The organism is Mesorhizobium sp. M1A.F.Ca.IN.020.03.2.1 (genome assembly GCF_004023205.1).
GTDB lineage: Bacteria > Pseudomonadota > Alphaproteobacteria > Rhizobiales > Rhizobiaceae > Mesorhizobium.
In genome coordinates this window covers 24,803-47,980 of the sequence record NZ_RZSV01000014.1, presented here as the reverse complement: position 1 = coordinate 47,980, position 23,178 = coordinate 24,803, and the positions used below count along the sequence as shown (strand labels likewise).

At 65.5% G+C, this 23,178-nt stretch carries 20 protein-coding genes; 8 read left to right on the top strand and 12 right to left on the bottom strand.

The window, feature by feature from the left end:
* Window positions 1-1,063, top strand: a 1,063-nt coding sequence (locus tag EOA79_RS04475; protein WP_128292879.1) for an adenylate cyclase, incomplete at its 5' end; no start/stop codon positions are given.
* A gap of 112 nt (window positions 1,064-1,175) precedes the next feature.
* Here the strand turns inward: EOA79_RS04475 and EOA79_RS04470 are convergent.
* The 5 genes from EOA79_RS04470 to EOA79_RS04450 form a co-directional block, all read right to left on the bottom strand.
* Entirely contained in the window at window positions 1,176-1,508 is a 333-nt protein-coding gene (locus EOA79_RS04470; RefSeq protein WP_066996527.1) for a hypothetical protein, read from the bottom strand.
* Between the two features lie 30 nt (window positions 1,509-1,538).
* Entirely contained in the window at window positions 1,539-1,952 is a 414-nt protein-coding gene (locus tag EOA79_RS04465) for a hypothetical protein (protein WP_067324856.1), read from the bottom strand.
* Between the two features lie 76 nt (window positions 1,953-2,028).
* On the bottom strand, window positions 2,029-5,133 hold the full coding sequence (locus EOA79_RS04460; RefSeq protein ID WP_281060250.1) for an efflux RND transporter permease subunit: 3,105 nt from the start codon (window positions 5,131-5,133) through the stop codon (window positions 2,029-2,031).
* Between the two features lie 120 nt (window positions 5,134-5,253).
* On the bottom strand, window positions 5,254-6,822 hold the full coding sequence (locus EOA79_RS04455) for an FAD-dependent monooxygenase (protein ID WP_164893818.1): 1,569 nt from the start codon (window positions 6,820-6,822) through the stop codon (window positions 5,254-5,256).
* Between the two features lie 2 nt (window positions 6,823-6,824).
* Window positions 6,825-7,961 carry an efflux RND transporter periplasmic adaptor subunit gene (locus tag EOA79_RS04450; RefSeq protein ID WP_245322389.1) on the bottom strand — a complete coding sequence of 379 codons (1,137 nt, stop codon included), beginning with the start codon at window positions 7,959-7,961 and terminating at the stop codon, window positions 6,825-6,827.
* A 9-nt stretch (window positions 7,962-7,970) separates the two neighbouring features.
* Between EOA79_RS04450 and EOA79_RS04445 the strand changes: the two genes are divergently transcribed.
* Window positions 7,971-8,198, top strand: coding sequence for a hypothetical protein (locus EOA79_RS04445; protein ID WP_127240133.1), 228 nt, complete (start codon window positions 7,971-7,973; stop codon window positions 8,196-8,198).
* On the opposite strand, the gene EOA79_RS04440 is transcribed toward EOA79_RS04445, so the two are convergent.
* The 7 genes from EOA79_RS04440 to EOA79_RS32635 form a co-directional block, all read right to left on the bottom strand.
* Window positions 8,180-9,115 carry a phosphatidate cytidylyltransferase gene (locus EOA79_RS04440; protein WP_128292881.1) on the bottom strand — a complete coding sequence of 312 codons (936 nt, stop codon included), beginning with the start codon at window positions 9,113-9,115 and terminating at the stop codon, window positions 8,180-8,182. The two genes, EOA79_RS04445 and EOA79_RS04440, sit on opposite strands and share 19 nt — an antisense overlap.
* Entirely contained in the window at window positions 9,115-9,774 is a 660-nt protein-coding gene (locus tag EOA79_RS04435; protein WP_067324862.1) for a lysophospholipid acyltransferase family protein, read from the bottom strand. The genes EOA79_RS04440 and EOA79_RS04435 overlap by 1 nt, the downstream gene beginning before the upstream one ends.
* Complete coding sequence (locus tag EOA79_RS04430; protein ID WP_127334834.1) at window positions 9,771-10,214, bottom strand: hypothetical protein; 444 nt, start codon at window positions 10,212-10,214, stop codon at window positions 9,771-9,773. Before EOA79_RS04430 ends, EOA79_RS04435 begins: the two co-directional genes overlap by 4 nt.
* A complete protein-coding gene (locus EOA79_RS04425; RefSeq protein WP_127334835.1) occupies window positions 10,211-11,542 on the bottom strand; it encodes a phosphatase PAP2/dual specificity phosphatase family protein in 1,332 nt (443 codons plus the stop codon). The genes EOA79_RS04430 and EOA79_RS04425 overlap by 4 nt, the downstream gene beginning before the upstream one ends.
* Before the next feature lie 12 nt (window positions 11,543-11,554).
* Window positions 11,555-13,342 (bottom strand): bifunctional alpha/beta hydrolase/class I SAM-dependent methyltransferase, encoded by a 1,788-nt coding sequence (locus EOA79_RS04420; protein ID WP_164748163.1) that lies wholly within the window; start codon window positions 13,340-13,342, stop codon window positions 11,555-11,557.
* Between the two features lie 36 nt (window positions 13,343-13,378).
* Entirely contained in the window at window positions 13,379-13,987 is a 609-nt protein-coding gene (locus EOA79_RS04415; RefSeq protein WP_127334837.1) for a CDP-alcohol phosphatidyltransferase family protein, read from the bottom strand.
* An 84-nt stretch (window positions 13,988-14,071) separates the two neighbouring features.
* Window positions 14,072-14,239 (bottom strand): hypothetical protein, encoded by a 168-nt coding sequence (locus tag EOA79_RS32635; protein ID WP_164748164.1) that lies wholly within the window; start codon window positions 14,237-14,239, stop codon window positions 14,072-14,074.
* A gap of 20 nt (window positions 14,240-14,259) precedes the next feature.
* On the opposite strand from EOA79_RS32635, the gene EOA79_RS04410 reads away from it, so the two are divergent.
* From EOA79_RS04410 to EOA79_RS04385, 6 genes are all read left to right on the top strand, one after another.
* Entirely contained in the window at window positions 14,260-14,739 is a 480-nt protein-coding gene (locus tag EOA79_RS04410) for a MarR family winged helix-turn-helix transcriptional regulator (protein ID WP_127334843.1), read from the top strand.
* Window positions 14,736-15,920, top strand: coding sequence for an HlyD family secretion protein (locus EOA79_RS04405; RefSeq protein ID WP_127246848.1), 1,185 nt, complete (start codon window positions 14,736-14,738; stop codon window positions 15,918-15,920). The genes EOA79_RS04410 and EOA79_RS04405 overlap by 4 nt, the downstream gene beginning before the upstream one ends.
* 298 nt (window positions 15,921-16,218) lie before the next feature.
* Complete coding sequence (locus EOA79_RS04400; RefSeq protein ID WP_127334838.1) at window positions 16,219-17,751, top strand: DHA2 family efflux MFS transporter permease subunit; 1,533 nt, start codon at window positions 16,219-16,221, stop codon at window positions 17,749-17,751.
* Between the two features lie 303 nt (window positions 17,752-18,054).
* Entirely contained in the window at window positions 18,055-21,216 is a 3,162-nt protein-coding gene (locus EOA79_RS04395) for an AAA family ATPase (RefSeq protein WP_127334839.1), read from the top strand.
* 23 nt (window positions 21,217-21,239) lie between these two features.
* A complete protein-coding gene (locus tag EOA79_RS04390; protein ID WP_095824835.1) occupies window positions 21,240-22,394 on the top strand; it encodes a YcaO-like family protein in 1,155 nt (384 codons plus the stop codon).
* Between the two features lie 5 nt (window positions 22,395-22,399).
* A complete protein-coding gene (locus tag EOA79_RS04385) occupies window positions 22,400-23,122 on the top strand; it encodes a TfuA-like protein (protein ID WP_095824834.1) in 723 nt (240 codons plus the stop codon).
* Window positions 23,123-23,178 lie beyond the last annotated feature (56 nt).

The window sequence follows — 23,178 nt, the reverse complement described above, 5'->3', positions numbered from 1 at the left end:
GCGCTTCGGCACTGTCACGGTGCTGGCGCGCAATTCAAGTTTTTCCTTCGCCTCCTTCGGCCGCGCCGAGTGGCCGCAGATCCGCGCTCGCATCGGCGCCGATTATCTGGTCGAGGGCTCGCTGCGCCGCCAGGGCGAGCATGTCGTGGTGGCCGTCAGCCTCGTCGACATCGCGAGCGGCAGCCAGCTCTGGGGCGACCGCTACCAGTCACAGGGCGCCGGCCTGTTCGCGATCGAGCGCGACATCGTCGAGCAGATCGTCAGCCGCCTGGTCACGCGGGTCACCAACGCCGGCCTCGAGCAGGCCTCGCGCAAGCCGGTGACCAGCCTTGCCGCGTACGAGCTCCTGCTGCGCGGCTTCGCGCTGCTGCGCGATCCCGCTCAGACCGACCAACGCGGCGCCGAGGCCTTGTTCGAGGCGGCGATCGCAAAAGATCCGAATTACGGGCTTGCCTATTCTTATCTCGCTTTGGCGCGCTCCCTGGACAGCGAGTTCGGGCGCGCCAGCGATGCTGTCCTGGAAAATGCGCGCGACCTTGCCGACAAAGGGCTGGCCCTGTCGCCCGACCAGCCGACCGGCCACCGCGTGCAGTCGCTGATCCGCCTCTATATGCGCGATCACGAGGCGGCCGAGCATCACATGCGCATCGCCTTGCAGCTCAACCCGTACGACGCCGACAGCATCGAGCAGATGGGCATGCTGCTCACCATGCGCGGCCGGCCGCTCGAAGCGCTGACCTGGCTGGCGCGCGGCATCCGCATCGATCCGCTGCATCCGCACTGGTACCAGTTCGACCGCGCCCTGGCGCTCTACATGATGGGCGAATATCGGCAGGCGGCGGAAGCGCTGGAGCTCGCGACGCGGCCGGCGCCCTGGATCAGGACGAGGCTGGCCGCCTGCTATGCCCAGATGGGCGACAGGGACAAGGCGCGGCGGCAGATCGCCCTCATCGAGGAGGGCGCTTCCTTCTCGCCGCTCGACTATGCGCTGCACGGCGTGCCGTTCGAAAATCCGGCCGATGCCGAGCATCTCTGCGAAGGCGTCAGGCTTGCCCTCGGCTAAATGCATGTCGCCCCGGAAGTGTGCAGCGGTTCTGGGATATCAACACACAAACTTAAGCGCGTCGCCCGAATCCGTTTCAGCGCGACGCGCTTTGGGCTGTGCCCGAGCCGCCTCAATCGACGACGACCACGATGTAGCGGCCTTGATAGGGCCGGTAGTAGGTCCGGCCGCAGCGCCAGACGTCGAAGCCGTTGACCTTGGTGCGAACGCAGCCTGCCGGCAGCGTGGCGACCCAGGCGGTGGTGTGCCTCAGCACACGCCATGTCGTGGCGCGCCGAGCGACGCCCGCGGCGCTGTGCGGTGTCCAGGGCGCCCCGATGCGGGCTTCGGCGGTACCGACCAGCGACAGGGCCGGCACGGCCATGCCGACAATCTCGACGGCGGCGAGGCCGATGGCGAGCAACGCAGCGGCCGAGCGCATTTTCCTGAAAGATTTCACAGGCATTTTCGTTTCTCCTGAGGTTGGTGTTCAGTTCTAGTGGGAGGATGAAGCGGCCAGCCGGGTCGAACCCGTCAGCGCCGCCAGGTGAGCAACCACGAACAGCCAGTGCGCCGCGGTTGTTACGTAGCCGACGACAAGCACGTCGGCGGCGATGAAGAACTGCCAGAACAGAAGGTTGGCCGTTCCGAGCAGCACATGCACGGCAGCCAGCACGGCGTGCCAGTTGCGGGAGTAGGCGATGCGCCAGAGCGTCACGCCGATGATCAGGGCCAGCCCGTGCGCCTCGATGAAGCCGATGCCGGTGCCGGGTGCGTTGTTGAGCAGCACGGCTTCAGCCCCGCGCCCGAAGAACGAGCCGGCAATGTCGGTGGCGAGCCCGCCTGCGGAAGCAAGGACCAGGAAGCCGGCATTCACGCGAACGAGAAGATTTCCAAAGAAGGGTGTCATGATCGTTCCTTTCCGTTTTGGGTGATAAAGGTCGCCACGGCGGCGTTGGCCGCCGTGGCTGCTGGGAGGGCGCCGCTCAGGCCACCAGCGGCTGGGGCTCGGCTGCGGCCGCGGTCGGTTCGGCCGCGGGGGTGCTCTCAGCCGGCGCCTTGATGCCGAACCAGGTGACGTAGAGCGTCGGCAGGAAAACCAGCGTCAGCACGGTCGCCACCAAGAGGCCGCCCATCACCGCATAGGCCATCGGCCCCCAGAACACCGTCGGCGCGATCGGGATCATGCCGAGGATGGCGGCCGCCGCCGTGAGCAGGATCGGCCGCAACCGATGCGTGGTGGCGCTGATCACCGCTGCCCATGGTTCCTCGCCGGCGGCGATGTGCTGGTCGATCTGCGCGATCAGGATCACCGAGTTGCGGATCACCATGCCGATCAGCGACATCACGCCGAGGATCGCGACGAAGCCCATCGGAGCGCCCGACAAGAGCAGCGCGCCGGCGACGCCGATGATCGCAAGCGGAGCGGTGAGCAGCACCAGCACCAGGCGCTGGAAGCTCATCAGCTGCACCATCAGGACGGTGGCCATGATGAACAGCATCAGCGGGAACACCACGAAGATCGAGGCCTGGGCCTTGGCGCTGTCCTCGATCACGCCGCCCTGCTCGACGCTGTAGCGCGCCGGCAGTTCCGCCTTGAAGGCGGCGATGGCGCTCTCCAGCCGCCGCGTGACCAGCGTGGCATTTTCGCCCGGCGCGACATCGGCCTGGACGGTCACGGTCGGCAGCCGGCCGCGGCGCCAGATCAGCGGCGGCTCGGTCTGGTAGGTGAGCTTCGCCACCTGCTCGAGCGGCACCCGCCGTCCGCCGGAGGCGCTGATCGTCAGGCCGCGCAGCGTGTCGATGCTGGCGCGTTCGGTTTCCACCGCGCGGGCAACGATGTCGACGAGGTAGATGTCGTCGCGCATCTGGGTGATCTTCGAGCCGGAGAGCACCGCGTTGATCGTCTCCGACAGCTGCTGCGAGGAGATGCCCAGCGCGCGCGCCCGGTCCTGGTCGACATCGACCTTGATGACCTTGGCCGGCTCGTTCCAGTCGTAGTTGATGTTGCGCACCGAGGCGTCGCTGCCCAGCACCTGCGCGAACTGCTGCGCCAGGCTGCGCGTCTTGTCCGGATCCGGACCGCTGACGCGGAACTTCAGCGGCCAGCCGACCGGCGGGCCGAGCTCCAGCGGCGTGACGCGCGCCATGACGTCGTCGAAGCCGGTCGACAGCTGCTTCTCCAGCCGGTCGATCACCGCCTGGCGCACGGCGTGGCCCTTGGTAACGACCACCGCCTGGGCGAAGAAGTCGTTGGCGAGCTGTGCGTCGAGCGGCAGGTAGAAGCGCACCGCGCCCTGGCCGACATAGAAGCTCCAGTGGTCGATATCAGGATCGGCGGCGAGCAGCTTCTCGACGCGCTCGACCACGGCATCCGTCGACTTGATCGAAGCGGTGCGCGGCAAGGTGAGGTCGAGCATCACCTCGGGCCGGTCGGACTTCGGGAAGAACTCCTGGCCGACGAAGCCCATCGCCACGACGGAGAGCGCGAACAGTCCGGCCGTCGCCGACAGCACCAGCCACTTTGCCCGCATCGCCATCTCGAGCAGCGCCTGGAAACCGCGGCCGACGCGCGAGGGCTGATGGCTGCCGCCATGCCCCTTGATGCGATCGGGCAGCAGGAAGACGCCGGTCAGCGGCGTGAACAGCACCGCCACCACCCAGGAGACGACGAGCGCGATCGCCACGACAGCGAACAGCGAGAAGCAGTATTCGCCGGCGCCGCTCTTGGCGAAGCCGACCGGCACGAAGCCGGCGATCGTCACCAGCGTGCCGGTGAGCATCGGGAAGGCGGTGGAGGTATATGCATAAGTGGCGGCCGAGATCTTGTCGTAGCCTTCCTCCATGCGCGAGATCATCATCTCGACCGCGATCATGGCATCGTCGACCAGCAGGCCGAGCGCGATGATCAGCGCGCCGAGCGAGATGCGCTGCAGCGAGATGCCGAAATACTCCATGGTGACGAAGGTGATCGCCAGCACCAGCGGGATGGCGACCGCCACGACGACGCCGGGACGCCAGCCGAGCGCCAGCAGCGAGACGGCGAGCACGATGGCGATCGCCTCGCCGAGGCTCTTGGTGAACTCGCCGACGGATTCTTCCACCACATGCGACTGGTCGGCGACCAGGCCGAGCTCGGCGCCGAGCGGCAGCTCGGCCTGCATCTCATGCATCTTCTCCTTGACGGTCTCGCCCAGCGCCAGCGCGTCGCCGCCCGAAGTCATCGAGATGGCGATGCCGACCGCAGGCTTGCCGTTGAAGCGGAACATCGGCTGCGGCGGGTCGGAATAGGCGCGCTTGACCTCGGCGACGTCGCCCAGCCGGAAGTAATGGCCGTTGGCGTAGAAGTTGATCTCCTTGAGGCTTTCCTCGGAGGTGAAGCTGCCGGACACGCGGATGGCGATGCGCTCGGGACCGGCATCGACCGTGCCGCTCGGCGTCAGCGCGTTCTGCGCCTGCAGCGCCTGCGACAGCGTGCCGACATCGAGGCCGAGCGCCGCCACCTTCTGCGTCGAGAATTCGAGATAGAGCTTCTCGTCCTGCTGGCCGATGAGGTCGACCTTGGCGACGTCCTTCACCGTCAGCAGCCCGGCGCGCAGGCTGGTGCCGAGATCCTTCAACTCGCGATGGCTGAGGCTGTCGGAGGTGAGCGCGTAGATCAGCGAATAGGTGTCGCCGAACTCGTCGTTGTAGAACGGGCCCTGCACGCCGGACGGCAGCGTCGGCTTGATGTCGTCGAGCTTCTTGCGCACCTGGTACCAGAGCGGCTGCACCTGGTCGGCGGCCACCGTGTCCTTGAGGTTGACGAAGACGACGGATTCGCCGGGCTTGGTGTAGCTCTTGACGTAGTCGAGGTCCGGCAGCTCTTCGAGCTTCTTCTCGATGCGATCGGTGATCTGCTCCACCGTGTCGCTGGTGATGGCGCCCGGCCACATCGTCCTCACCACCATGGTCTTGATGGTGAAGGGCGGGTCCTCTTCGCGGCCGAGGCCGCCATAGGCGTAGAGGCCGGCAAGGGCGGCCGCGATCATCAGGTAGACGATGAAGCTGCGGTGCCGCAGCGCCCATTCGGAAAGATTGAAGCTGGTCATGATGCGGTTCCTTTTCAGGGCGCGCGCAAGCGCGCTCCGCCGGCGCCTGCCGGCTGGCCAAAACAAATGACGGTTTGGGTTCGGTCAGCGCCCGCCGCTTGGCGGGCGCGCCATAGCAATTCAGGCCAGGCTGTGCATGGTGCCCGGCACACGGTAGGGCGCGCGCTCGGCGGTTCTCGGCCTGATGGCGAGGCCGGCGAGATAGCGCTGGAAGGCGGCTGCCTCCTGGACCGGCGAGGCGAGCGCGACATGGCCGTCCGGCCTCACCAGATAGGCTGCGTCGCGCTGCAGGCCGGCCTTCACGGCTGCGTCTGTCCAGGCGAAGCCATGCACTGCAATTCCTGTCGGCGCGAGCATCGCCCGGAAATCGCAATTGACCTCGCCATAGACATGGACCTGCCAGTCGAGCGACCGCAGCGGCTCGAAATTGTCGCCGCCCGCGCCCGTGACGTAGGGCAGGCGATCGCCGCCGCTGACCCTGCCCGCCACGCCCGAGCTGATCGGCCCGGCGCGGTACTCGATCGCCGTCTGCGAGATCACGCCGAAGAATGCGCGCGACCCGAACGATGTGTGGAGCCCGATGTTCATGACCTTCGGCATCACGTAACGCCGGAACAGGCCGACCAGTCGCGAGCGGTTGGTGATGAAGCGGAACACCTTGTCGGTGCTTTCGATCAGCTTGTGGGCAAAGGCGATGCGCTCCGGCTGGTAGCTGTCGAGCAGGCGCGGATCGGCACGGCCCTGCACCACGGCGCCTAGCTTCCACGCGAGGTTCACAGCATCGCCCATGCCGGTGTTCATGCCCTGGCCGCCGGCCGGGCTATGGATGTGTCCGGCATCGCCGACGAGGAACACGCGGCCGGCGCGGAAGCGCTCGGCGACGCGATGATGGACGCGATAGGTCGAGAACCAGTTGACCTCCTCGACCGTGACGCCGGTCTCGCGCTCGACATCGGCGCGGATCGCCTCGAAGCTGATCGTCTCGTCGGCCTCATGCGCCTTCGGCACGATGCCGATGAGGCGCAGCGAGCCCGACTGCCGGACCGGCATCACGATAGCGAAGCCATAGGTGCTGATGGTCGTGTCCATGCCATTGCGGGTGACGTTGCCCGTGCCCTTCACGTCGGCGACGTAGAAGGCCTGCTCGTAGGTACCGCCCGGAAAGCCGATGTTCAGCCCATGGCGAACCGTGCTGCGGGCGCCGTCGCAACCGGCAAGATAGGCTGCGCTGACGGTCTCGGTCTTGCCGTTCCGCGAAAGCGTCGCGATGACCGCGTCACCCTTGTCCTGGAAGGCAACGAGCTCCGTACCGCGCTCGACCTCGACGCCGGCGCGTTCCAGATGCGTGATCAGCACGCGTTCATGGATGTCCTGCGGCAGCGCGAAGGCGAAGGAGTAGGGGCTGATGCCGCGGCCGAAATCGGAAAGCGGCAGCCGCGCTGCGACGCCGGCCGGCGTATGCAACGTAAGCCGTTCCAACCGGATGCCCTCGGCAAGGATGTCCTCGACGATGCCGATCTGGCGATGGAACTCCAGCGTGCGGGCCTGGACGGCGAGCGCGCGCGAGGTTTCACCCGGACCGGTGGCCTTGTCGAAGATGCGGACCGGGACGCCGAGCCTGGTCAGCCAGAGAGCGAGCGTCAGCCCGGTCGGACCGGCGCCGGCAATCAGGACCTTTGTCTTGGACATGGTCATTTTTCCTCTCCTTCAACGATACGCACTTTTTCGTGTTCCCGCAGCCGGTTCACGCCGGCGGTGACGACCAGATCGCCTTTGGCGAGGCCGCCGCTGACCACGACACGGTCGGTCTCGTATCGGGCAACCGTGACCGGCTTGAGCTCCACCGCCGACGAGGCGGACACGACCCACACGGCCGGCTTGCCGTCCTTGTCGAACAGCGCGCTGCCCGGCAGCACCATGACCGGCGCGCCGCCCATCTCGGCGCGGCCGGAAACACTTGCGCCGAAGCGCATCTCGTTGGGCGCATTCTCGATCGAGACCTTTACCTGGAAGGTGCGGGTCGCGGCGTCGGCCATAGGCGCGATCTCGCGGATGCTGCCGACCGCGGTGATCGCCGGATTGCTGAGCAGCGAGACAGTCACTTTTGGCGGGTGCTTGGTATCGGGTGCGTTGGCGAAGACCGCTTCGGCGATCGAGAACACGGCGTCGCGGCTCTCCGGATCGGCAACCCGCGCCACCATCTGTCCGACATTGACCGACTGGCCGGCTTCGGCACCGGTGGCGGTGACGATGCCGTCGAATTCCGCATGCAGCTCGGTATAGCCGAGTTGGTCCTTGGCCATCTCGAAGGCGATGTTCGCCGACTTGAGCTTGGCCTGCGCCGAACGCAGATTCTTCAGTGTCGCGTCATAATTGGCTCGGGTGGTAAAACCCTTGCCGAGCAGCGCACCGATCCGGGCCTCCGCAGCTTTTGCTTCGACAAGCACGGCCTGTGCCGCCGCGACATCGGCCTCGGCGCTGGCGAGCCGGTTGCGATAGTCCTGGTCTTCGATGCGGGCCAGCACCTCGCCTTTCTTCACCGTCGAACCGATCTCGGCGACACGTTCGAGCAGCTTGCCCGACACGCGGAAGCCGAGGTCGCTTTCTAGCCTCGGCCGGATCTCGCCGATGGCGATGCGGGTATCGGCGCTGAGCATCGGGACGGCCGCGATGGCCTTGACAAGCTTTGTCTCGGCTGCGGCGGGCTTCACGTTCGAGGCCTCGCTTCTGGCGCCGTGCCAGACCATGGCGCCGCCGCAGGCAAGAACGGCGATCGATCCGGCGACAAGGCGGCGCCGCAGCGGCCTGTTATGAAAAAGTGCAATCATGTTGTCTCCATGACCAAGGTTGCGGCCGCGCTAGGAGGATGCGGCGACCGGGAAATCAGTTGGCTGGAGAGGGAGATCGGGCTTTGCGGCCTGTCTTTTCGCCAGCCCGATCTTCTTGGCGCTTCCGGCTCCGGAAATCCCGAACGGTTTCTGAAAATTTTCCGATGTTTGGGTGAGGCGACCTTGGAATTGCGCAGGGGAGACGCCGATGCCGACGCTCAAACCGTCCAGAAATAGCGCACCAGGTGGAAGAAGATCGGCGCGGCGAAGACCAGGCTGTCGGTGCGGTCGAGCATGCCGCCATGGCCCTCGATCAGATGCCCCCAATCCTTCACGCCCTGGTCGCGCTTGATTGCGGAAGCGACCAGCCCGCCGAGGAATCCCATCGTGCAGGCGACGAAGGCGACGGCCGAGGCCTGCAATGGCGAGAACGGCGTGATGAAGGCGAGCAGCGCGCCGAGCAGGCTCGAGGCGACGAGCCCGCCGATCAGCCCCTCCCAGGTCTTCGACGGCGAGACCTTTGGCGAGAAGCGGTGCTTTCCGAACAGCTTGCCGAAGATGTACTGCAGCACGTCGCTGCCCTGCACGACGATGATCAGGAAGGCGACGAGCACCAGGTTGCGGCCCTCGAAGCCGGGCACGTTCAGCGTCAGCAGCGCAGGGACGTGGCTTACGCAATAGACCGCGATCATGATCGCCCATTGCTGCGCCGAGACGCGCTCCAGGAAGCGCTCGGTATCGCCGTGCAGCGCCGTGATCGCCGGCATCAGCAGGAAGCAGTAGACCGGGATGAAGATCACGAACAGCCCGTACCAGGCCGTCCACACCAGCCAGTACTGGAACGGAATGACGATGCCGAACATGCCGAGCAGAACCCAATGGTCGCTGCGGCGGCTGTGCGTCAAGGTCACGAACTCGCGCAGCGCCGCGAACGAGATCAGCGCGAACAGGATGGTCATGCCGTAGCGGCCGAAGAAGAAGGCGACCGTCATCAGCGCCACCATCACCCACCAGGCATTGATGCGCTGGGTGAGGTTGGTGAGCGTCGCGCTGAGCGGCTTCGGCGCGCGCGCCGACAGCACGGCGGCGGTGGCGCTGGCGGTGGTCAGCACCACGAAAAGGCCGATGATCAGGATACTGATTTCGTGGCGCATCATTCGTCTCGATCAGGGCGGGGATTGAGCGCCAGAAGTTCGGCCCGGGCGCGTTCGAGGAAGGCGCGGCGTTCCTCGCCCGGCGCTACCGCCACCGGCGCGCCGAAGACCACGCGGCAAAGCAGCGGCACCGGCAGGAACTGGCCCTTGGGCAACACGCGCGACATGTTCTCGATCCAGCACGGGATCAGCTCCACTTCCGGCCGCGCCATCGACAGATTGTAGAGCCCGGAGCGGAACGGCAGCAGCTCGTCGCTCATGTTGCGCGTGCCTTCCGGGAAAATGATCAGCGAATGACCCCGGTCGAGAACGGAAAGCATGACGGAGATCGGGTTCTCTTCCGGGCTCGTCCACTGCCGGCTGATCAGCACGGAGGACAGCATGTCCTCGGCGATGAAGCGGCGCAGGCGCGACTTTCGCCAATATTCGGCGGCGGCGATCGCATGAGTGGTGGCGCGTTCTCTTTCGCTGAGGCAAGCCGACAAAAGGATGAAATCGCCATGGCTGGTGTGGTTGGCGAAATAGATGCGCTGCCGGTCCGATGGCTGGCAGCCGCTCCAGATCGGACGCACGCCGGTCACCGCCCGGGCCAGCGCCGACAGGCCGACCGAAGTCGCCGTCTGCAGCAGCGTGAAGGTCCGGAGCGACAGCTTGTTCATCCCGGCATCCAGAATCCGGCTGTCAGGAACGCGATGACGAAGATCGCGAAGGCGATGCGCTGCCGGGCAAGCAGGCGGCGCGTTCCGGCGATGCGGTCCTCGAGCGGGCGCGGAGACGAGGAGACAGGCTTGAGCCGCATGCGCGCCAGCACGTCGTCGACCGCGGCGCATCCCGAACGCTCATTGTCATGGCTCGCCATCAGCCGGAACAACAGCGCGTCGAAGGCGAGAAGCGCCGAAAACCCAAGCACCACGATGGCGCTTGCCGCCGCGACCAGCAGCGCCAGCACCGCGATCGGCGCCTGGAGCGCGCCGCGCGCCGAGGCGACCAAAGGCGCGAAGCCGTCGCAGACGAGCACGATCGCGGCCGGCCATGCGGCGTGCTTGATCAGCATCGCGGCAAAGGCGGCTGTCCGCTGCTGATAGGCTTCGTCCGTCATGCCGGCTCGTCCAGTCCGACCTGAAGATGCACCGGTCGTCCGGACGCGGCGAGCTGCTTGCGCGCCTGTGACGGCGTGTGCGAGCGGCCGCTCGCGACGAGCCATCCGGCGATGACGGTGGCACTGCGCTGGAAGCCGAGCGCGCAGCAGACCAGCACCGTGCCATGCCGGCGCGCCGGCTCGATCGCCGCCACCGCTTGGTCGAGCGTGTCCGCCGGCGGCGACAGCAGATCGAGCATGCCGAAGCTTTGCCAGCGGCCCGGCGCGTCGCCCGGCCGCTCAAGCTCGGCGGCGAGATCGATCACCGTGCCGAAGCCGTCAGCCTCGGCGGCGTTCGGGAACCGCCCAAGGAAGACGCCGTCGCTGACCGGCACGACCGGCGGCAGCTTGCGCGTCCATGCCCAGACATTGACCCTGGCGCCTAGGCGATAAGGCCAAAGCAGGATGCGGCTTGCCAGCGACACACGGCCATCAACCGCCTTCTGGAACACTTTCGCGCCGGCCCCGGCATAGGCGAAGGCGACGATGGCCAGCGCCAGCGAAGGCCATAGGAGCAACAAGGCGAGGGCGGAGAAGAAGACGCCGACCACAGCGCCCGTTAGCGCCAGAGCGGCGCCCAGCGCGTAGTATAGCGCAAGCCGCCATGCCTTGCCGTCGGCAGTCAGGCGGAAACCGGCGAACGGCAGCTGGCCCTGTGCCGGAAAGAGCCACAGGGCAAAGAAGCCGAGCAGCGCGCCGGTCGGGATGTCGATGAAATGATGCTGCCAGGTGGTCAGCACCGAGGCGCCGATCAGAAAGCACCAGCCGTGCCAGAGCCCCAGCAAAGGACCGGCGAGGCGCTGGCGCCAATGATCCCAGATGATCACCAACAGCGCGATATGCAGCGACGGCGCCTGGTTGAACGGCTTGTCGAAGCCGCCGAGGACCGCAAACAGGAAACCCGGCAGGCCGCTCGTTTCCGGCCGCACGAATGTGGCGGTCAGCGGAAACAGGATGAAGCAGGCGACGGCGACGATCTGCGCGGTGAGGTATCGGCCGGCCAGCCGGTCGACGCCCTGGCGGCTGTCGTTGAGCAGGAGCGACAGTCCGTAGAACAGGTTGATCGACCAGTAGGGCACGATTGTCCAGGCGACGAACGGAACATGGTGTTCCCAGGAGAACACGATGCTGCCGACATGGTCGCGCGTCGAGGCGAGCCAATTGGCGAAGCCGTAGGTCGAATAGAAGAAAGGCGCGAGGAAAGCGAGCCACAGCGCTGCGCGCAGGACGACACGCCCATAGGGCTCGGCGCTGGGTGAAAGTGGCGGGGGCTCGGCACTGGAAGGCATGCGGCGGTGGTCCTAAAGCCGCCTTGCCAGCGAGACGGTGAAGATGCCCCATTGGTCGATGCGCTGGTCGAGCTTCTCGAAGCCTGCCGCCTCGACCAGCTGATCCATCTCGCCTTGCGTGCGCCGCCGCATCACCCAGGCCTGGCCGCCGCGATGCGAGGTCAGGCTGCGCGCGATCATTTCGAGCTGCGGGTGCCAGGGCTGGTTGGTGTAAACGAGCAGGCTGCCCGGCTGCATGGCGCGGGCAAGGCCGCCGAGCGAGCGCGCAATCAGCGCATTGTCGGAGAAGAGCTCGTAAAGGCCGGAGACGATGGCGAGGTCCGGCGCCGGATCGAGCGCGGCGAGCCCATCGCCGTCGAAGGCGTCGGCGCGCTGGAACGACACGCTGGCCGGCAATTGCCGCTCGGCGATCAGCTTGCGGCCGAGCTCGACATTGAGGTCGGAATAGTCGCGCAGCCGAACGCTGGTCGGTTGCTCCCGGCTCATGTCGATCGCATCGAGGACGTAGCGGCCGTGACCAGACGCAATGTCCAGGATGTTGGTCGGCCGCCCAGCGGCCTTCAGCATTGCCAGCGCCGAGCCGATCAGCTCTTCGATGTGAAGCTTGCGCTGGCGGATGCCGCGCCAACCGATGGCGTCGAGGAAGGTCCGGTCGACCATGCGGCCGATCGGCCCCAGGCCGCGCGGCTCGTTCTCATAGACATAGTCGAGCGTCGAACCGGAATCGAAGCCGGTGGTAACGCCGACCTTCATGCCTTGCGAGAACCAGCTGCCGATGCGGATGCAGGCGCGGCTCATAGCCCAGTAGAGGCCCCTGGGCGAAAGCAGATCGAGCGGCGAGGCGAGGCGGTCGGCCTCGTCGCGCGTGTAGCCGGCGATGTCCGCCTGCTTCAGCTCTACAGCTTCCGCGGGTGCCGCGAACTGCGCTTCGAGGAACGGCCGGATCAGGTCGAGCGCCTTGGCGCGGTCGCGCTCGCCCAGCGTATCGTGGAAGAAGCCCGGCAGCACGTGGCGCTCCTTCGCGCGGCTGCCGAGATTGACGAAGAACTCGTGCTGCGGCGCGTGCCGCACCACCCAGTCGCTGCCCGACAGAAGAAGCTGCGTCGGCACGGTGATGGCGCGCGCATCGGCAACGATGCGCGCCGCGTGCTGATAGAGCTCGACCAGGATGTTCGAGGCGATCGGCCTTGTGATCAGCTTGTCGTTTTCGAAGGAAGCAATGCGCACAGGGTCATGAGTGAGAAGGTTCGCCTTGACGTAGGAATCGACGAAGAAGCGTCCCTTGATCTTTTGCCACAGCGCGATGCCTTCCTTGGCGAAAGGGACATAGAGTTTCACCGAGAAGGCGGGCGAGGCGAGCACCATGGCGCGCAGCTTGGGCGCATAGTCGTGCACCCACGCGGCCGCCAGCACCGCGCCGAAGGACTGCGCGATCAACGCGATGTCCTGCGCGGCAAGACCGTCCCTGGCGGCGATCTCACGCATGAAACAGTCGATATCGCGCACCAGCGCGGCGAAAGACGGAGCGTAGCCGCGCTCGCCGGCGGAGCGGCCGTTGCCGCGCGCATCCCAGGCGTAGAAGGCGTAGTCGGACATGCTGAGTTCGTCGACGAGATGCGCCATGCGGCCGCCATGCTCGTGCCCGCGATGGAAGAGCACGACCGCGCCCTTGGCCTTGGCCTGCATCGCCGGCCAGTAGCGGTAAAAGATCTGCGTGCCGTCATGGCTGCGGAAGGTGCGTTCCTGCGCCTGCCGCGCAAGGCTTTCCGCCGGCGCGCTGGCGACCTGTTCGTGAAGCATGGTGGTTCCCCCGGGCGGCATGGCGAGTCTCGGTGCTCAGCCGGTGCTGCCAATAAGACCGGCGCGTATCCGGTTTATGGCGGTCAGCAGCGAAAGCGTAGCCATGGCCGGAAACACAAACGGGGCGATTGCCTCCGGCCAGAGCCCGGCGGCGGCGAGCACGGCGACCACGCCGAGCGCCAGCGCCCTGTCGCTCTTGCCGAACGGCCCGGCATAGTTTCGCCCGATCCCGGCTGCGATGCCGAGCACGCCGGCGAACTCGGTGAGCGCCGCGGCGATGGCAAAGGAGACGACGCCCCAGGCGCCGAATTGAGGAAGGGCGGCGAAGGGCAGGATCAGCGCGAGGTCGGAGACGACATCGCAGATCTCGTTGAGGTACATGCCGAGCGTCGAGGCCTGGCCATGCTCGCGCGCTAGCATGCCGTCAATGGCGTTGAGCGCCATGCGCAGGAAAAGCACCAGGGGGATGAGGAAGAGCAGCGGGCTCCAACCGGGGAGGACCGCGATCGCCGATCCAGCCGCGATGGACAGCAGCGCAGCCGCGACCGTTATGCCGTTGGCCGTCACACCCATCGCCGCCAGCCTGTTGACCAGCGGCCGCAGCCTGTCCTGGAAAGCCGGCTTCAGTGCATAGAGCGTCGGCATTGCGATGATCCCCCGATCCTCGCCGGCAGATGTATCACAAACATGCCGAACGGCACCAGCGCAGCTGCTAAAACACTGTGAATCCTAGACAGTTGGCACCATGCCATGCACCCATTGCCTGAAGACGACGCCGGAGCCGGCGCTCTGTGGCGCTCTCATGCCCGCCTTGGCGAGCTTCGACCATGCAGCCCTGGCATGGCCGCGTGCGGTTGCCGGCTTCTGGAACAACGCAGCCACTTGAATAGTAAGCACGCTTATTATATATGCCGCTCATGGTTTCAGATGGCATCGACAGATTGGGATTTTTGATCCACGACGTGCAGCGCCTCATGCGCAAGCGCTTTGAGGCGCGCGCCAGCGGGTTGGGCCTTTCCTCGGCGCAATGGCGGCTTCTCGTCCGTGTCGCCAAGGAGGCCGGTGTCGCGCAGGCGCGGCTCGCCGAGCTGCTCGACATCGAGCCGATCAGCGTTTCTCGCCTCTGCGACCGGATGGAGGAGGGCGGCTGGATCGAGCGTCGCGCCGACGCGGCCGACCGGCGTGTGCGCATGATCTTCCCGACCGAAAAGGCCAACGCAGCCTACACCGATGTCAAAAGCCTCGCCGGCGAAGTCTATGAGGAATCGCTCATCGGCGTATCGCCGGAGGACCGTCGCATCCTGATCCGGGTGCTCGACACCATCGTGCAGAATTTGACCGACGGCGAGACGTCGTCCCTCGAAAAAATCAAGAATACGGAAGGGCGGGCAGCATGAACGCGGCAGCCAAGAAAGCAGACGACAACGTCACCAAGCTCGAGATCGAGGCGCCGGCGAAGCCGGAGGCTGCGCCAGTCTCCGCGGCAGCGGAGCCGCAGCCCGCACCGGCAGCACCGAGGAAGAAGCGCCGCACCGGCCGCTTCCTTTTGATGGTCGCCCTGCCGCTGGCGCTGCTCGCCGGCGGCGCCTATGTCTGGGTCACCGGCGGTCGCTACCAGGAGACCGAGAACGCCAACCTGCAGCAGGCCCGGATTTCGATTGCCTCGGATACGGCCGGCCGCATCGTCCAGGTCGGCATTGCCGACAACCAGACGGTCAAGGCGGGCGACCTTCTCTTCGTCATCGACCCCGAGCCTTACAAGATCGCGCTGGCCCAGGCCGACGCGGCTGTTGCCGCCGCGCGGCTCAATGTCGAGCAGCTGCGCGCCGCCTACAGCCAGGCGATGGCGCAGCAGAAGTCGGCCAAGAGCGAGGTCGACTATGCGCAGTCGCAATATGACCGCGCCGCCGATCTCGCTGAGAAGGGCATCAATGCCAAGTCGTCGCTGGACGAGGCCCGCAACGACCTCGACAAGGCCAAGCAGCAGCTCGCGGTCGCCGAGCAGGGCATCATCAGTGCCAAGGCGGCGCTTGGCGGCAACCCCGACATCGAGACCGACAAGCATCCAAGCGTGATGTCGGCGCTCGCCGCGCGCGACAAGGCCGCCTACAACCTCTCGCAGACCACGGTGAAGGCGCCGTCCGACGGCATCGTCTACCAGGCCTCGTCCTTCAAGGTCGGCCAGTATGTCTCCGTCGGCACGCCGCTGTTCGCGCTGGTCGAGACCGACGACACCTGGATCGACGCCAACTTCAAGGAGACGCAGCTCACCAATATGAAGCCGGGCCAGAAGGCCGAGATCGTGGTCGACACCTATCCGGGCCGGACCTTCGAGGCGACCGTCAAGGCGATCGGCGCCGGCACCGGCGCCGAGTTCTCGCTGCTGCCCGCCCAGAACGCCACCGGCAACTGGGTCAAGGTCACCCAGCGCATCCCCGTGCGCCTGGAACTGACCGACCCCGACGCCAAGATGGCGCTGCGCACCGGCATGAGCGCGACGGTCACCGTCGATACCGGCGTCGCGCGCGGCCTGCCGTCGATCTTCGGTCACGCCACGGCCGGCGAGCACGCGCAGTAACGCAAAGTGAAGCCCGCGGGCATGAGCGGGCGCAAGGGAATGGACTGAGGGGAGGGGTGGGAAAGCCGAGCGTTTGAGGCGAGCCGCGTCGCGGGTCGATCCAAGGCAGAGGCTTTCGACACGGATCCGTCGGTCCTCAGGTTTCCGGGCGGCAGGCATCCGCTCCAACAGAGACTTTCGGTCGATGTAACCCCCACATCGATCCTCGCGTTCCACCGCGACGAGGGTCTCAAAGGAAGGCGCCGCCGCCGGGCAACCCAATGTACCCGTTTTTGTTACCTGCTGGAAGTTCCACACCATGAGCACGCCCGAACCCTTCAAGGAAGTACCGCACCGCGGCCTGATCACGGTCGCGCTGATGCTGGCGACCGTCATGCAGGCGCTCGACACCACGATTGCCAATGTCGCGCTGCCGACCATGACCGGCGATCTCGGTGCCTCGCCGGACAACATCAACTGGGTGCTGACCTCCTATATCGTCGCCGCCGCCATCATGACGCCGGTCACCGGCTGGCTCGCCGACCGACTCGGCCGCAAGGAGCTGTTCCTGGCCTCCGTCGTCGGCTTCACCATCTTCTCCATGCTTTGCGGCATGGCGTGGAGCCTCGGGACGATGGTGCTCTTCCGCCTGCTGCAGGGTGTGTTCGGAGCGGCGATCGTGCCGCTGTCGCAGACCTTCCTGCTCGATATCAATCCCCGCGAACGCCACGGCCAGGCCATGGCCATCTGGGGCGCCGGCATCATGCTGGGGCCGATCCTCGGCCCGACGCTCGGCGGCTGGCTGACCGAGAATTTCAACTGGCGCTGGGTGTTCTTTATCAACCTGCCGGTCGGCATCCTCGCCTTCATCGGCATGGCCGCCTACCTGCCTGTCGTCGCCAAGCGCGTGCGCAGCTTCGATTTCTTCGGCTTCGCCATGATCTCGCTCGGCGTCGGCGCGCTGCAGCTGATGCTCGACCGCGGCGGCGAGGTCGACTGGTTCTCCTCGACAGAGATCTGGATCGAGCTTGCGCTGTCGATCACCGGCTTCTGGGTGTTCATCATCCACACGGTGACGTCCGAACGTCCCTTCATCGATCCGAAAATCTTCCTCGACCGCAATTTCGTGACCGGGCTCGGCTTCATCTTCGTCATGGGCGTGCTGATCCTGGCTTCGATGTCGCTGCTCCCGCCGATGCTTGCCAACATCTTCGGCTACCCGACCGTCACCATCGGTGTCGTGCTCGGCCCGCGCGGTATCGGCACGATGATTTCGATGCTGTTCGTCGGCCGCATCATGCACAGGATCGACGCGCGTATTCTGGTCGCGATCGGATTCCTGCTCACCGCGCAGTCGCTCTACACTATGGCAAGCTTCACGCCGCAGATGGACAACTGGCTGATCATCTCTTCGGGCGTCATCCAGGGCCTCGGTATGGGCATGGTGTTCGTGCCGCTCTCGGCGGTGGCCTTCGCCACGCTCGACGCGCGCTACCGCACCGACGCCACCTCGCTGTTCAGCCTTGTGCGCAATCTCGGCTCGTCGATCGGCGTCTCGGTGGTTGCGGCGCTGATGGTGCAGAACACGCAGGTCAACCACAGCGAGCTCGGGGCGTTCATCAACCCCTACAACCCCAACCTATGGGCAGCCTCGCCCGCGGCGGCGAGCGGTGATCCCATGGCCCTTTCGCAGGTCGACAGGCTGGTCAACGTCCAGGCGATGATGATCTCCTACATCAACGACTTCAAACTCCTGATGGTGATGACGCTGCTGGCCGTCCCGTTCGTCATCCTGCTGCGCAAGCCGAAGGCCGCGCCCGCCGGCGGCGCGCCGGCCGCTCATATGGATTGATGTTTTGGTGGCGGTCTCCATGCCAGTCCCAATCACGCTGACATTGCGGCCATAAATGCAGCTCGGTTATGTCCGCCGAATTGACCGCTAAGCGCCGCATGTCGGTCATTGAAGTCATCCCGGCCGCCCACCAAAAGCGGTCACAACTGGTGTCAGGGCCACGGGAAGTTTGCTCCATGAGCATAGCTCCATAATGATCCCAGCATCGGCTTTTTCCAGCCCTGCCCACCGGCCAACTGTTTTGTGGACAGCATCGCACTTTGCTAATATTGCCGTCACTGCACTCGGCGAGGAAATCGCAGCATGTCGGACAAGGGTCCGGTCGCTTTGCCGGCGGCGCCGGTGGCAACAGGTTTTCTGGGCGGCAACGGCAACAATGCGTCCGAAGCCCGGCATGAGCGCCGGATCCTGACCGCGCTCTGCTACGATCTGGTCGGATCGACCGACCTTCTTGCCATCCTGGACATCGAAGAGTTCGAGGAACTGATATCAGCCTTCCAGCGGGCGGCTAGACAGGCGGTCGCGTCATGCTCGGGTGCCGTCCAGGTTGAGGTCGGCGATGGCGGCGTTGCTTTGTTTCCTGCCGAGATGGACGCCAAGGACGCGGCATCGCTGGCGATCCGAGCCGGGCTCGAAATCATCGACGCCTGCAGGCGCGTCGGTTCGGACAAAGGCCGCGCCGATTTGCATGTCCGGGTCGGAATCGCGACATCGATGACCCTGATCCACAAGGGTGACGCCGACACCGGTCATGACAATGTCACCGGCCCTGCCTTCGCGATGGCCACGCGGCTCCAGGCCATCGCGCAGCCGGATACGGTGGTCGTCTCGGACGCGACGCGCAACCTGGCGCGACGGTCACATGTGTTCAGCTTTAGGGGCACCCATGCGATCAAGGGGTTTGCCGAGCCGGAGCTGGTCTGGCGCGCGCTGAGTCACAAGCGGGAGGTCGATCGATTCTTCGCCTTCGGGCGGCTGAGCAGTCCGCTCGTCGCTCGCGAGGCCGAGCTCGCCACGATCGCCGAAGCATGGGCCAGCGCCGTTGCGGGAAACGGCGGCGTGGTGGTGATCGAGGGCGAGGCCGGAATCGGCAAGTCGCGCATTCTTCACGAAGTGCGCCGGCGCACGCGTCACCAGCGCGCGAAACTGCTGTTCTTCCAGTGCACGCCCGGCGGCTTGCACTCGGCGCTGCATCCGCTGCTACAGAACGTACGCGGCGATCTCGCCGGCAACGAAGGACAGCTGAGCGCTGCCGCCGTGGCGGAGGCATTTCGCCATCATGACGTCCGCGATCCCGAAATCATCGACATCTTCTCGTTCCTGCTCGGCGCTGCGGGAGCCGATCCGATGCTCAAGGAGATCGACGCCGAGGCGATGCGCGCGAAAGCCAATTGGGCGGTTCGCCACTCGCTCGAAGCCTTGTGCGCCAGCGGGCCGATCCTCCTGGTGGTCGAGGACATCCATTGGATCGACCTGACGTCGAGACAATTGTTGGCTGAGCTTGCACAGTCGACCCGTCACTTCCCGGCGCTTGTCATCGCGACCACGCGCCTTGAATCCGGGAGCTGGCTGGCAGCATCGAATCCTAGGCAAATCTCGCTAAAGCCGCTCAACCGCGAGCAAACGCGGCTGGCGATCGCGGCGATGTGGCCGCAAGGCAAGCCGTCAACTTCCCCGGAATTGCTCGACGTGGTGGAACGCGTGACCGGAGGCGTCCCGCTGTTCATCGAGGAAATCTGCCAGTGGATGACCGAGAACGCGGCCTCGGCAACAGATCGGCTGGCGCAGACCGCGACGCGCAGTCATGCCTCGGTGTTCGAAAGCGTAATCGAGGCCAGGCTCGAAACGCTGGGGCCGGCACGCGAAGTCGCGCGAGCCGCGGCCGTCGCGGGCAATCGTTTCAATCAGGAATTGCTGCGCGCGCTGGTGCCGGAGCTCGACGACGAAATCATCGCAAACGCGCTGGACTCGCTGAGTGAGGCCGGGTTCCTGATCCGCGTGCGGCCTTCCGGCGTTCCGGTCTATGGCGTGCGCCATGCGCTTATCCAGGAGACGATCTACAACGCAACACTGCGCAAGAGACGGCAGGCCTTGCATCGCCGCCTGTTTACCGCGGTGAGCCGCAACCGAAACCTGGCCGGGTGGCTGGGCACCGCCGAGGTCGCCGAGCACGCCGAGCGCGCAGGCCTTGTGGAGGACGCGATCGCTCAGTTCGTGATCGCAGGCACGGAAAGCTCGTCCCGCTCGGCAATGGCGGAAGCGAGGCAGATACTCGAGCATGCATTGGCGCTCTGCGAGCGCGTTGCGGCAGCCGACACGCGAGACGCGCTGCGGCTATCGGCAATGATCGTGCTCGGTCCCATCCTGACCGCTGTCGAAGGTCCGAACTCAGCGCCCGCCCGCAAATTGTACGAGGACGGCGTGGTGATCGCCCGGCGGCGGCCGGTGGCCGAGCGGGCCAAGTGGTTCCCGATCTACTGGGGCTGGTGGTTCACAGATACTGTCATGGACGGTGAGCGCGCGGAAGTCGTGCTCAGCGATCTCAGGGATGTCAAGGATGCCGAAGTGCAACTCCAGGCCAGGCATTGCGTGTGGGCAATCGACTTCAATCTTGGCCGCCACTACCGCTGCATCGCGGCCGTCGACGCCGGACTGTCGCTCTATGAGCACGGCCAGGGCAAAGCCAATGCTGCGTTGTTCGGCGGGCATGACGCGAGGGTCTGCGGGCTCGCCCACCGCGCCTTGTCGATGTGGTTCGTCGGAAAGCCGGCGAGCTCGATCCATTCGATGTCGGAAGCTAAGAGCTGGGCGCAGCAAACCGGACATGCCGGCAGCATCGCGCATGCCTACCTCAACGAGGCGATGCTGCATTGCTATCGTCGCGATTTTTCGATGCTGCGAAGCGTGATAGCGGATCTGCGCCACTTGACGGAGCACCACAATATGCCCGCGCTCGCCGCCGCAGCGCAAATCTTCGAAGGCTGGTGCGACGGCAACGCCGGCAAGGTCGAGAGCGGCAGGGAAAAAATGCGGCAAGGCCTTGGCCTGCATGGCGAGTTCCAGACGCCTGAGGACGAGCCGGTCTATTGCGGCATGCTGGCAGAGCTTTTGACACGAACTGCCGAGGTTGATGAGGCGCTCGCTCTGCTGGGCTCGGCTGTGGCGCAGGCCGAGGCCGGCGGCAGCCGCTTCTGGCTGGCAGAACTCTATAGGCGAAAGGCGGAGCTACTTCTTCTCCAGGGCGATGCGGAGGCGGACGTAATCGCTGCCCTCGAAAAGAGCATCGCCATAGCCGCGGAGCAAAGCGCCGTGCCTTTCCTCGTCAGTACATACCAGACCCTTCAATCATCAGGCCTGGCACCTGAACTGTTGTCGCGCTATCGCGATCGGGTCGAACGTGCGAAATCCGCTCTCGAGCCGGGCGCCGCGCTGATCGTCAATCCCGAATCGGCCGTTCGGCACTAGCCGGCCCTGCAAGAGCATCCGCGATGCTGGAGCGATATAAACGCCTGGGTCCGCCGCCCGACGAGGCGCTGGCGAGGCTGATGAAGATGCGCGAAGGCCTGGGCATCACGCGGATCGCCGACATTACCGGGCTCGACCAACTCGGCATCCCGGTCGTGCAGGTGACAAGACCTTTCTCGCTCTCCAACGCGGTCGCGCAAGGCAAGGGCGCCACCTTGGCGCAAGCCGCGATATCGGCCATGCTGGAATCGGCCGAGAGCTTCTTTGCAGAGCAGGTGGCGAATTTCGACACAGTCGTCGGCTGCGCCGATCAATTGCGCATTCCGCCGGATCGTTTCGAAAGGCATCTCCAGGGAGGCACCGCGCCCGGATGGCGCGGCAGGGAAACGACGTGGGTAGCCGCAGACAATCTTCTTACCGGCAGACGCGACCTGGTCCCGTTCGAGCTCGCGCACACCGCCTATGTGTTGCCGTCACTGCCCCACGACGGCATTTTCGCGGCATCGACGAGCGGTTTGGCCGCAGGCTTCGAGGAGACGGATGCCATCGTTCATGGCATGCTTGAATGCATCGAACGCGACGCGATCGCCACGGCATACCGGACCCACGGGTTTTTCCATCGTCAACGCATCGATCCCGAGACGATCGACGATCCGTCGCTCCGCGATCTCCTGGAAACTTTGGCGGCCAAGAACGTGCTGGTCGGCCTTTGGCAAGCTTTGTCGCCGTTGGGCATCCCGGTGGTGTGGTGCCATCTGCTGGAAGACGAACCGACGGAAACGGTCCTTTTGGATCATCCGGCTGATGGCTCGGCTGCCGGTTTCAGTCTCGCCGGCGCGGCGGCACACGCCATCTACGAAGCGGCCCAGGCCCGTCTGGCGGCGATCTCGGGCGCGCGCGATGACCTGACGCGCGCGTTCTATCCGAAATACCCGGATCGGCAGATGATCGCAGCGCATCGCCGGCTCCTCCGCGATGGCCCGCGCAGCGTGGATTTCCGCGCTCTCGCCGAGCAGAAGTTCAACACGGCATCGGACGGGCTCTCGGTCCTCTTGGCAATTCTCGAAGAAAGAGGGTTCGAGGCGGTTCACCTAATCCGGGTGGGAACGCGACCGCTCGACGCCCTGTCGGTTGTCAGGATCGTCATCCCTGCCTTGCAGCCGCTTTTGCAGGGGTAGAGATTATGCGCCCGAAACTCGTCTTCACCGGCCCTACCGTGTCCCATGCCGACGCGTTGAAGGTCGTCGATGCGGTATGCCTTCCCCCGGCCGTGCAAGGCTCGATCGTTTCGGCCGTGCAGCATTTCGACCCGAGTGCGATCCTTGTCATAGACGGCGGTTTTCAGGCCGAGCCGGCGGTTCGGCACAAGGAAATCCTGTGGGCCCTCAGCCGCGGCATTCATGTCTTCGGCGCGGCAAGCATGGGTGCCCTTCGAGCAGCCGAGCTGTTCCCCCATATGCAAGGCGTCGGGCTAATCTACAGATGGTATCGCCGCTTCGCCTTTGCACCCGACGACGCAGTAGCAGTATTGCATGGACCGGCCGAGGTGAATTTCGCTCAATTGACGCATGCGCTGATTGATCTGCGCCGGACCCTTCGCGCTGCTTTCCGGCGCGGCGTGATTTCACCCGAACAGCGGGCGAGGCTCGAGGGTGCGGCACAGGCCGTTAACTTTCGCCAGCGCACCCTGGCACGGATGGTCCGGGATGCGCACGACGGCAAGTACGACGTCGAGAAATTGTGCAGGGAGCTAAGCGCGGTTTTCGTCCAGCAAAAGAAGCAAGATGCCCTGCGGGCACTTGAAGTTTTGCGGGAGCAAGCATTTGAAAAAGCACACCCGATGCCGAAATTACAGCTAACCTCGGCCTTCTCCAAGGATATGCATGATGCGGGGCTGGCGCTATAGGCCCTGACCTCTTGGCGGCCGACAATTTACGCAACGTAAGGGCCGTGATAGCGTGG